Source organism: Frankia sp. AiPs1, assembly GCF_023716945.1.
In the GTDB taxonomy this organism is placed as follows: domain Bacteria; phylum Actinomycetota; class Actinomycetes; order Frankiales; family Frankiaceae; genus Frankia.
The window spans coordinates 1-10963 of sequence record NZ_JAMQQF010000176.1; the positions used below are offsets into that span (position 1 = coordinate 1).

Genomic DNA, 10963 nt, shown 5'->3' on the forward strand with positions numbered 1-10963 from the left:
GGTCACGGGCGCGCGCTGCCCCCGGGCGGGGCTCGGCTCGGCGCCGACGACAGGACGCTGACGGCAGCGAGCGCCCCCGACACCGTCGGCGTGATCGGCACCGTCAGCGCGGTCGGCGAGGTCAGCACGCTCGGCGGGGTCGACGCCGTCCGCGATGTGGTCGGCCCGCTGGGCCCCAGCGAGGACGGGGTGAGCGACGGGAACGGATCGGCGGCGGACGTCGCCGCGATCGTCCCGTCACTGTTGATCTTTGGCAGGGCGGCCGGGGGCTGACCGCCCGGCATCGCTGCCGCCTGGCCGACGCCGTAGATGGCCTGGTAGATCCGCTTGGCGACCGGGGCGGCGTACTCGGCGCCGGTGCCGGAGTCCGGGATCGTCACCACGACGGCGAACCGCGGGTCGTTGGCCGGGGCGAAGGAGGCGAACCACGAGGTGTCGCCCTTGCCTTCGACTTCGGCGGTGCCGGTCTTGGCGGCGATCGGGACGATGGCGCTCGGCCAGTCCGCGAAGACGCCGGTCGCCGTGCCGCCACCCTCGGAGGTGACGCCGGCCAGGCCGCCGCGGATGTAGGCGAGGATGTCCGGCGAGACCGGCAGCGTCCCGGCCTTGCGCGGCGGGAAGGTCTGCACCACCCGGCCGTCCGGGGCGACCGCCGCCTTGGCCAGGGTGGGCTTCCACAGGGTGCCGCCGTTGGCGATCGCGGCGTAGGCCGTGGCGAGCTGCAGCGGGCTCAACGACAGGTACTGCCCCTGGCCGATCGCGAACTGGGTGGCCGCGCCGGCGTTGTAGAGGTAGCCGTCCACGCACGCCTCGGCGGCGTACTTGCGGAACCGCTCCGCCTTGACCGGATCGTGTTCCTCCGGGTAGCCGTTCTTCGCCCGCCGGCAGTAGGAGTCCTTCAGCTCCGCCCAGATCGCCTTCGCGCCGGCGCGGTCGACCACGGACCCCTTGGCCTCCCCGGGCAGGTCCAGGCCGGTAGCCTTGCCGAAGCCCATGGCCTGGGCCATCCGGACGAAGTACTCCTTCGGCGGCGCGTAGGGCCCGCGGCCGTTGCGCAGGCCGCCGTCGGCGAGCCACGAGTCGTAGGCGAACTGGTCGAAGATGACGTCGCAGGAGATGACGAGCGCCTGGTGCAGGGTGATCGGCCCGGCCGACTCGCCGTCGAAGTTGTGGAAGACCTGGTCGCCGATCTGCAGCGTCGGGGCGCAGTCGAAGTGCTGGTCGCCCTTGGCGCCCAGGTTCTGCATCGCGACGGCGGTGGAGATGACCTTGAAGGTCGAGCCGGCCGCGCCCGAGCCCTGGTAGGCGCGCGAGAGCAGGGGGATGCCGTTGGCGGGGTCGGACAGGGCCCGGTAGTCCTGCTCGGAGACGCCACCGACGAACACCGACGGGTTGTACGAGGGCAGGCTGGCCATCGCGACGACGCCGCCGGTGCGCACGTCGAGGACGACCGCCGACGCGGTCCGGTTGCCGCCGCCGAGCTGGTTGATCGTGTCCTGCAGCGCCTGCTCGGTCGCCTGCTGGACGCCGAGGTCGAGGTTGAGCACAAGGTGGTCGCCGCTGACCGGCGGGGTGGTCGACGCGGTGCCGGCCACCCGGCCGAAGCGGTCCACCTCGAGGCGCTCCACCCCGTCGGTGCCGCGCAGTTCGTCGTCGTAGGTGCTCTCCAGGCCGGCGACGCCGATCAGGCTGTTGAGGTGGTAGCCCTTCTCGTCGCCCTGCTTGTCGAGCTGGTCCTGGGTGACCGGGGCGAGGTACCCCAGTTCGTGGGCGGCCAGCGAGCCGTGCGGGTACTCGCGCACGGCCTGCAGATCCGCCGACACGCCCGGGAAGCGGTCGGGATGCTCGATGACGGCGAGCGCCTGCTGGGGGCTGACGTCCTTGGCGACCGGGACCGGCTGGTAGGGCGAGCCGTTCCAGCACGGCGGCTTCACCTGGGCGGTGCAGAACCTGATCCGCCGGGTCAGTTCGTCGGCCGGAGTGTTGATCACGCCGGCGAGCCGGGCGAGGACCGCCTTGCCATGGTCGGTCTGCCGATCCGTCGCGGACCGGTTCACCGAGATGACCAGCGAGGTCCGGTTACGGACCAGGGGCTGGCCGCGGTCGTCGAGGATCATCCCGCGGGTCGCGGGGGTCACCACCTCGCGCACCCGGTTCGTCTCGGCGACCCGGCGGTAGTGATCCCCGTCGAGGACCTGGAGCACCCACAGCCGCGCACCCAGGGTCGCCAGCAGCGACAGGACCAGCACACGCAGCAGCAGGACGCGGATCCGCATCCGATCGTTCATCGGCCGCCCCGCCGGGGGCGGCCGGACAACCGCCGGGAGCCCGCGGCCAGCAACGGGAACAGGAACGGGGTGAGCAGCACCGCGTAGACACCGGCGGCCAGCGCACGGATGACCGCCTCACCGCCGGTCAGCGCCGCCTCACCGAAGATCGAGGTCGTCGCCGCGTATCCCAGGGTGCCAGCCACACAGGCCCCGGCGGTCGCTCCGAGGGGCACCGCCACCGACCGCTCCGCCGCATCCATCACCAGGCCAACAGCGTAACCGATCAGACACATAACGAGAGCAGACTGGCCGAGAACGTGACTTGACGCCAGATCGGCCAACACCCCGACCACGAACCCACTGACCGCCCCGACCAGCGGACCTTCTATCAGCGAGATCGCCGCCAGCAGGACGAGCACGAGATCCAGCCGGCCGCCGGGCAGGCCCAACCGGGCGACGATCGAGACCTGCACGACGAGCGCGACCGACAGCAGCGCGATCGCGGCGACGAAGGTGCGGGCGCGCAGGGTGTCCGCGGAGCCGGCGATGTCCCACATGTCGGCTCAGCCCGTCCCGCCCTGGCCGGAGCGGATCGGCCCGGCGGTGGTCGTGCCGGGAGTGGTCGTGCCGGCGGTACTCGCGTCGGGAACGGTCGTGCCGGGAACGATCGTGCCCGGAGTGGTCGTGCCGGCGGCGGGCGGCTGGGCGGCCGGCGCGGCCGGCGCCGGCTGGGTGGTCGGCACCGGCTGGGGCGCGAGCAGGCGGTCGCCGGGATCCGCCGCTGGCCGGCCGACGACCACGCCGACGAGGTCGAGCGTTCCGACCGACACGAACGGCTTGACCTCCGCCGTCCGGGACAGCCCGCCGACGTCGGTGACCTTGGTGATGACGCCGATCGGCACGCCGGCGACGTAGTCCATGCTGCCGAAGGTCACCAGCCGGTCGCCCTTCTGCACCCGGTAGGAGGCGTCGTACAGGGTGAAGGTCAACGTGCTCGGCCCCTGGCCGCCGGCCACGGCGCCGAGCAACTGGGTGCGTTCGAGGCGGGCGCCGACCCGGCTGCCCGGGTCGCACGCGAGGCGGACGGCGGCGGTGTGTGCCGTGGCCGAGGAGACCGTGCCGACGAGCCCGTCGGCATCGAGAACGGTCTTGTCGACGTCGACGCCGTCGTCCCGGCCGGCGTTGATGGTGACGGTCCAGTCCGTGCCGGACACGTCGCCCACCGCGATGACCCGGGCCGGCACGATCGAGTACTGGCCCTTGTCCGCGATCAGTCGCAGCTCGCCGAGCTGCTTGGACATCCGGCCGACCGCGGCGTTGTCTGCGAGCTGGCGACGCAGCCCGGCGTTCTCCTGGGCCAGCCGGTCGGCTCGGTCGTGGTAACGGTTCGGGTGCCCCAGCGACGAGGCGGTCCGGCCGATCGGCCTGGTCACCGCGGTCACGCCGGCCTCGACGCCGCCGAGGACCGAGTGCACGACTCCGCGGGCTCCGCTGGCGGATCGGCCGGTCTTGTAATCGAGGGTGATCAGGGTGAAGGCGGCGATGAGCAGCGCGACGATCACCAGGCGGGATCGCCTCGTGTCACGCCCCACAGCAGCCTCCGAACAAGCTCTCAGGCCCCACGCCGCCGCACGGCAGGCGCCGGGCGGCACGGGGCACCTGCCCGCTCAGCGCGGGGCGGGCACGGCACCGGCCGGGTGGGCGACGGGCCGGTGACGCCGGCCGGAGCCGGCCGCCGCGCGCGGTCCGTCGCTGAGGTCGGACGATCCGCATCGCCGCGACGTTCCCGGATCTGACACAAGATTCCCCACTGGTGGGGACGTCTCGGATGGCCCGGACGGCGCCGGGGAGCGGGCGCGCCGGGGTTGCAGCCGCGGTCCGCTACCGCCGCGGCTCCGAGATCAGGACCTGCTGGAGCGCCTCGAACTCCTCGACGCACTTGCCCGAACCCATGGCCACCGAGTGCAGCGGATTCTCGGCGATGTGGATGGGCATGCCGGTCTCGTGCCGCAGCCGCTCGTCGAGCCCGCGCAGCAGGGCACCGCCACCGGTCAGGACGATGCCGCGGTCCATGATGTCGCCGGACAACTCCGGCGGGCAGCGGTCCAGCGTCACCTTCACCGCGTCGATCACGGCGTTGACCGGCTCCTCGATCGCCTTGCGGATCTCCTCCGCGGTCACCACGATCGTCTTGGGTAGGCCGGTGACGAGGTCGCGCCCGCGGATCTCGGCGCTGGGCTCGTCGGGCACCTTGTGCGCCGAGCCGATCGCCATCTTGATCTCCTCGGCGGTGCGCTCGCCGAGCATCAGCGAGTACTCCTTCTTCACGTAGGAGATGATCGCGACGTCCAGCTCGTCGCCGGCGGTGCGGATCGACTGGCTGGTGACGATACCCCCCAGCGAGATCACGGCGACCTCGGTGGTCCCGCCGCCGATGTCGACGACCATGTTGCCGGTCGGCTCGTGCACCGGCAGTCCGGCGCCGATGGCGGCGGCCATCGGCTCCTCGATGATGTACACCTTGCGGGCGCCGGCCTGGTAACCGGCGTCCTTGACGGCCCGCTGCTCCACCCCGGTGATCCCCGACGGCACGCAGACGACCAGCCGCGGCTTCGCGAAGTGGCGCCGCCGGTGCACCTTCTGGATGAAGTACCTCAGCATCCGCTCGGTCGTCTCGAAGTCGGCGATGACGCCGTCCTTCAACGGGCGCACGGCCACCACGTTCCCGGGGGTCCGGCCGATCATCCGCTTGGCGTCCGTGCCGACCGCGAGGATGCCCGAGGTCGTGGTGTTGATGGCGACCACGCTCGGCTCGTTGAGGACGATTCCGCGGCCACGCACGTACACCAGGGTGTTGGCGGTACCGAGATCGACGGCCATGTCACGACCGAGGAACGACAGCGAACTGGACATCGTCGGGTACCGACCTTCCCGGGGGGATGCGGTCCTGGCCGCCTCCGGCGCGGCCGACGGCACGGCCAGCCAGGGAGCCGGAGAAGCGCGTGGAACACGTACAGGGTTCGTAGATCGGGCAGGACGACCCGGAGCGCCCCGCGCGGAAACGACCGCGGCAACCAACCGTCACAGCCGGTCACTGCGACCCACCGGACACGCTCCGGGCAAGTACTTGAAGGGTAGACCGCCGGGCAGCGCCCCGCCGCCCCGGCCGGTCGCGAGGCGGCTCGTGTCACCCTTGGGTCAGATCGACCCAGCGGGCATCAATGGGTAACTGTCCCGGTACGCAATGCGTCTCACCGCGACCGCCACGGGCGGGCAAGGACGCCACGCAGGCACGAAACAGCCGGCCGCGATCGGCGAACTGCGGTTCACGGCCACCGGACAGGAACACCTGGGGCCGCCCAGCGCCCGGGAACTCACCCGGATCCGGTGAGCGCACGGCGTGGTCCGGTCCGCCCGGGACCACGCCGCGACCACTCACCCATCCGTGCCAGTACGGATGGGTGCCCGTCAGTCCGCGCCCGCCGGACGGGTGGGGACGGACGAGCCCGCGCAGGTCAGCTCAGGCCGGGAAAGAACAGGTCGATCTCGCGCTTGGCGGACTCGGGCGAGTCGGAGCCGTGCACGAGGTTCTGGCCGATCTCCAGCGCGTAGTCGCCGCGCAGCGAGCCGGGGGCGGCCTTGACCGGGTCGGTGGCGCCGATCAGCCCACGCGACGCCTCGACGGCCCGCGGGCCCTCGGCGACCAGCGCGACCAGCGGACCGGAGACGATGAAGTCGACCAGCTCACCGAAGAAGGGCTTGCTGGCGTGCTCGCCGTAGTGCGTCTCGGCGACGGAGCGCTCCAGCGTGCGCAGCTCCAGGGCCACCAGGGTGAGCCCCTTGCGCTCCAGCCGGCCGACCACCTCACCGACGAGGCCACGGCTGACGCCATCGGGCTTGACCAGGATGAGGGTGCGCTCGGCGGACACAGTACTCCTTCTCGATCATCGACATCGTCGTCTCAACGGGCCCGCGGGCCCGGTGTCAACTTACAGGGTGCCCGCGCCATCACCATGGCCGAACCGGGCCACCTCAGGACCGCAGCAACGCCCGCGCCCGACCCACAACGGGGGCCGAACCAGTCACCAGCACCCCGGCTCCGCCCAGGTCGGCGTCCTCCTCGGCGAGCCGGACCGCGTCGTCGACCGCGTCGTCGAGCCGGGGGGCGACCTCGACGCGGTCGGCGCCGAACACGCCCGTCGCCACGGCCGCGAGGTCGTCGACGCCCAGCGCCGCCGCCGTCGCCCCGGACGTGACGACCACGGCGGCGAGGACCGGCTCGAGCGCGGCCAGGATCCGGGCGGCGAGCGCCTCGTCGCCGTCGACGGCGACCACGCCGACAAGCACCTCGAAACCGAACGCCTCGTCGAGCGCGCTCGCAAGGGCCGCCGCGCCCAGGGGGTCCTGGGCGACGTCAAGCACGATCGTCGGTGAGCGGCGCACGACCTCCAGCCGGCCCCGGGCGTCGACCTGGGCGAACCCCGCCCGGACCGCGTCGAGGTCGAGGGCGCTGCGACCGCCGCCCACGAACGCCTCGACGGCGGCGAGCGCCACCGCGGCGTCGTGGGCCTGATGGGCGCCGTGCAGGGGCAGGAAGAGCTCGTCGTAGGTGCCGCCGAGCCCCTTCAGCGTGACCATCTGCCCGCCGACGGCGATGCGGCGGCCGAGCACGCCGAACTCCATGCCCTCCCGGGCCACCGTCGCCCCGCTGCCGGCGGCCCGCCGAAGCAGCGCCTGCGCGGCCGGCAGGACCTGCTGGGCGAGCACGACGAGGGTGTCCGCCCGGATGGCCGAGCCGACCCGCGCGGCGATCCGGGCGAGCTGCGCGTCGGCGGCGTCGCCATCCCCGGCGAGCACGGCGGCGTCCACGGCATCGGCGGCGTAGGCGGCGTCGGCATAGGAGGCGTCGGCATAGGAGGCGTCGGCATAGGAGGCGTCGAGCGGGCTCACCCCGGCGACGCCGTCCGGGCCGGCGACCGTCACCGGGGTGATCGCGGCCACCGGCGCGTCGAGCAGGTCGGCCAGGTCGCCGAGCGCCGCGGAACCGTCCCAGCCCGACTCGACGACGGCCACGTCGACCGGGGCGTCCGCGAACGCGGCGAAGGCCACGGCGGCGAGCAGTTCGACGGCGCTCAGCGGGCCGTCATCCTCGATCAGTGGCAGGTAGGGCGCGATGTCGGCGAAGGCGGCCTCGAGCACCTCGGACGAGATCGCCGCGCCGGCCAGGCCCACCTGCTGGGCGCTGCCGAGCCAGCCGGGCGAACGCAGGGAGCCCGCGCGGATGCCGAACGAGTCGAGCAGCGCGGTGATACCGGCCACGGTGGAGCTCTTCCCGACGGACCCCGCGACCACGATGCTGGGGAAGGCTCGCTGCGGCTGGCCGAGCAGGTCCAGCAGGCGCCGCAGCCGCGCCAGTCCCGGGGGGACCGCGACGGCGACTCGCTGCGCGTGCGCGGCCGCGAACCGCGTCGGGCCCGCCCGGCCGGCATCGCCGGACGTCGAGGTGGTGCCGATGTTCGCCGCGGCGCCTGTCACGGCCCCGATCCTACGAGTCCGGACGACCGCCGGTCGCCTGGCCCCGTGGCGGCCCCCGACCTGCCCGTCGTTCGCCGCCGGCTGCGCGGCCAACTCGTCCGGGTTGCGCCGGTGTCGTTAGTGTCGAGCGCGGGTGAAGGAGGCGGGAACAGCACGTGACGTGGACCTACGAGGCGGCATGCGCCGCCCTGGCCGGCTCGGTCGATCTGGAGAAGCAGGCGATCACGGCCGAGCCGCCGGTGCCGAGCCTGGACCGGATGCGGGAGCTGGCCCGTCGGCTCGGCGACCCGCAGAACCGAGCTGCGATGATCCATCTGACCGGCACGAACGGGAAGACGTCGACGGCGCGGATCACCTCGGCCCTGCTCGGCGCCGCGGGCCTGCGGGTCGGCCAGTACACCAGCCCGCACCTGGAGCGAACGAACGAGCGGCTGGTCGTCGACGGCCGGCCGCTCGACCACGGCGAGTTCGCCCGCTGCGTCGGCGCGGCGGTCGACGCGGCCGCGCCGATGGCGGACCGGCCGACCTTCTTCGAGCTGCTGACGGCCGCGGCGTTCCACTGGTTCGCCGACCGGGCCGTCGACGCCGCGGTCGTCGAGGTCGGGCTGCTCGGCCGGTGGGATGCCACGAACATCGCCGACGGCCGCGTCGCGGTCGTCACCGGCATCGGCGCGGACCATCTCGACTACGCGGGCAGCCTGGCCGGGGTGGCCCGGGAGAAGGCCGGCATCGTCAAGCCCGGTGCGGACCTCGTGCTCGGCGAGGTCGACGCCCGCTTCGACGACGTCTTCACCCGGACGCCGGCGGCCCGGGTGCTGCGGCTGGGCCGGGACTTCGCCATGTCCGGCGGCCACCCGGACCCCGCCGGCCGCCGCGGCGACCTGCGCACCCCCGCCGGTCGCCACGACGACGTCCTGCTGTCGCTGCACGGCGCCTACCAGGAGGCGAACGCCGCGTGCGCGCTGGCGGCGGTGGAGGCGTTCCTCGGTCGGCCGCTACCCACCGAGGCGGTCCGGGCCGGGCTCGGCTCGGTGCGGGCCCCCGGCCGGCTGGAGATCGTCGGGATGGCGCCGCTGCGCGTGCTCGACGGCGCCCACAATCCGGCGGCGGCGGCGGCGCTGTCCCGCTCGCTTGCCGAGGAGTTCCCGCGGCGGCGGTGGACGATCGTCTACGGCGCGCTGCGCGGCCACGACTTCACCGCGACCCTGGCGGAACTACGCGGCCAGCGGATCGACTCACTGATCGCGTGCGAACCGGCGTCCCCGCGGGCGATCCCGGCCGAGCAGGTCGCGGCGGCAGCGCGGGGGTGGGGGATCCCGGCGCAGAGCGCCTCCGGGGTGGCGGCCGCCGTGCGGCTCGCCCGGCGACGGGCGGGGACTACCGGCGCGATCCTGGTGACCGGGTCGTTCTACCACCTCACCGAGGCGCGGCGGGCGCTGGCGGGCTAGTCGCGCTGATCCGGAGCCGGGACGGGGCGGGGCGGGGCGGTTGGAGTCCCGTCCCGCCCCGGCCCGGCTGCGGCCTCAGGCCGACTTCTCCTGGCGGGGCGCCCGCTTCGAGGCGACGTCCCGCGGCACGAGCGTGGGATTGACGTGCTCCAGGACGACCTCGCGGGTGACGACGACGCGGGCGACGTCCTTGCGGCTCGGGATGTCGTACATCACGGACAGCAGCACCTCCTCCATGATCGCCCGCAGGCCGCGGGCGCCGGTACCGCGCAGGATCGCCTGGTCGGCGATGGCCTCCAGCGCGTCGGAGGTGAAGTCGAGATCGACGCTGTCCAGCTCGAACAGCCGCTTGTACTGCCGGACCAGGGCGTTCTTCGGCTCGGTGAGGATCCGGATCAGCGCCTCGCGGTCCAGGTTGGACACGCTGGTGATGACCGGAAGCCGGCCGATGAACTCCGGGATCATGCCGTACTTGAGCAGGTCCTCGGGCATGATGTCGCCGAACACGTCGGAGGCGTCCGGGTCGTCCTTGCCGTGCAGCACGGCGCGGAAGCCCAGCGACTTCTTGCCGATCCGCGACTCGATGATCCGGTCCAGCCCGGCGAAGGCCCCACCCACGATGAACAGGACATTCGTCGTGTCGATCTGGATGAACTCCTGGTGCGGATGCTTGCGGCCGCCCTGCGGCGGCACGCTCGCGGTGGTGCCCTCCAGGATCTTCAGCAGCGCCTGCTGGACACCCTCGCCGGACACGTCCCGGGTGATGCTGGGATTCTCCGACTTACGGGCGATCTTGTCGACCTCGTCGATATAGATAATCCCGGTTTCCGCTTTTTTGACGTCATAGTCGGCGGCCTGGATCAACTTGAGCAGTATGTTCTCGACGTCTTCGCCGACATAGCCCGCCTCGGTCAACGCGGTCGCGTCGGCGATGGCGAACGGGACGTTGAGCATCCGCGCCAGAGTCTGAGCGAGCAGCGTCTTGCCGCACCCGGTCGGGCCGAGCAGCAGGATGTTGCTCTTGGCGAGCTCGACCTCGACCTTGGCGCCCTCGGCGCCGCCGCCCCCGCCCGAGCCACCGGCCTGCACCCGCTTGTAGTGGTTGTAGACCGCGACGGAGAGGGTCTTCTTCGCCGTCTCCTGCCCCACGACGTAGCTGTCGAGGAACTCGTAGATCTCGCGGGGCTTGGGGAGCTCGTCCCACTTGAGCTCGGAGGACTCGGAGAGCTCCTCCTCGATGATCTCATTACACAGATCGATGCACTCGTCACAGATGTAGACGCCAGGGCCGGCGATGAGCTTTTTCACCTGCTTCTGCGACTTACCGCAGAACGAGCACTTGAGCAGGTCACCGCCATCACCGATGCGTGCCACCGAGGACTCAGTCCCTTCGTCCAGACGATGGTGTCGCCTGCGTGTCAGGGGCGGTTGACACCGCCCGGTCGTCGCGTGTCTGCCTGCAACCATCCCCGTGGGGACGGTACCCCGCCGAGCGGCCCGGTGAGTGCCCTATCGCTCGGCTCATACCGGTCAGCCTACGGTCACCATGGCCGTCCTCGCGCGTCCGCGCAGTCCCATAAGGCCAACGCGTCACGGACGTCGAGAAACGGACCGCATTCGGCCCCTCGGCGCGTCGCGCGAACCGGCCCCCCGACCGCCCCGCGCAACGCCGCCGACCTCGCGCGGCATCGTGCCGCGCGAGGCGTCGGC

8 protein-coding genes are annotated in these 10963 nt (G+C 72.6%); 1 reads left to right on the forward strand and 7 read right to left on the reverse strand.

All coding sequences use genetic code 11. From position 1 onward, the window contains the following. Positions 1-2 precede the first annotated feature (2 nt). The 6 genes from mrdA to ND748_RS16390 form a co-directional block, all read right to left on the reverse strand. Entirely contained in the window at positions 3-2288 is a 2286-nt protein-coding gene (mrdA, locus tag ND748_RS16365) for a penicillin-binding protein 2 (RefSeq protein WP_251746669.1), read from the reverse strand. After that, a complete protein-coding gene (gene mreD / locus ND748_RS16370; RefSeq protein WP_251746670.1) occupies positions 2285-2827 on the reverse strand; it encodes a rod shape-determining protein MreD in 543 nt (180 codons plus the stop codon). The genes mrdA and mreD overlap by 4 nt, the downstream gene beginning before the upstream one ends. Positions 2828-2833: 6 nt before the next feature. Continuing rightward, positions 2834-3862, reverse strand: a complete 1029-nt coding sequence (gene mreC, locus ND748_RS16375) for a rod shape-determining protein MreC (protein WP_251746671.1) — start codon at positions 3860-3862, stop codon at positions 2834-2836. A 289-nt stretch (positions 3863-4151) separates the two neighbouring features. Next, on the reverse strand, positions 4152-5183 hold the full coding sequence (locus ND748_RS16380) for a rod shape-determining protein (RefSeq protein ID WP_009739818.1): 1032 nt from the start codon (positions 5181-5183) through the stop codon (positions 4152-4154). Positions 5184-5785: 602 nt separating this feature from the next. Further along, positions 5786-6199 (reverse strand): nucleoside-diphosphate kinase, encoded by a 414-nt coding sequence (ndk, locus tag ND748_RS16385; protein ID WP_011603090.1) that lies wholly within the window; start codon positions 6197-6199, stop codon positions 5786-5788. 103 nt (positions 6200-6302) lie between these two features. Then, the gene (locus ND748_RS16390) at positions 6303-7805 is read right to left on the reverse strand and encodes a dihydrofolate synthase (protein ID WP_251746672.1); all 1503 of its coding nucleotides are present in this window, start codon (positions 7803-7805) and stop codon (positions 6303-6305) included. A 155-nt stretch (positions 7806-7960) separates the two neighbouring features. On the opposite strand from ND748_RS16390, the gene ND748_RS16395 reads away from it, so the two are divergent. After that, positions 7961-9253 carry a glutamate ligase domain-containing protein gene (locus tag ND748_RS16395; protein ID WP_251746673.1) on the forward strand — a complete coding sequence of 431 codons (1293 nt, stop codon included), beginning with the start codon at positions 7961-7963 and terminating at the stop codon, positions 9251-9253. A gap of 75 nt (positions 9254-9328) precedes the next feature. Here the strand turns inward: ND748_RS16395 and clpX are convergent, their stop codons facing one another. Beyond that, positions 9329-10627, reverse strand: a complete 1299-nt coding sequence (clpX, locus tag ND748_RS16400; protein WP_251746674.1) for an ATP-dependent Clp protease ATP-binding subunit ClpX — start codon at positions 10625-10627, stop codon at positions 9329-9331. Positions 10628-10963: the final 336 nt, after the last annotated feature.

Bases quoted from the DNA above. Each gene is read 5' to 3' on its own strand.
- mreD (WP_251746670.1), bottom strand. From the start codon at position 2,827: ATGTGGGACATCGCCGGCTCCGCGGACACCCTGCGCGCCCGCACCTTC.
- ND748_RS16380 (WP_009739818.1), bottom strand. From the start codon at position 5,183: ATGTCCAGTTCGCTGTCGTTCCTCGGTCGTGACATGGCCGTCGATCTC.
- mrdA (WP_251746669.1), bottom strand. From the start codon at position 2,288: ATGAACGATCGGATGCGGATCCGCGTCCTGCTGCTGCGTGTGCTGGTC.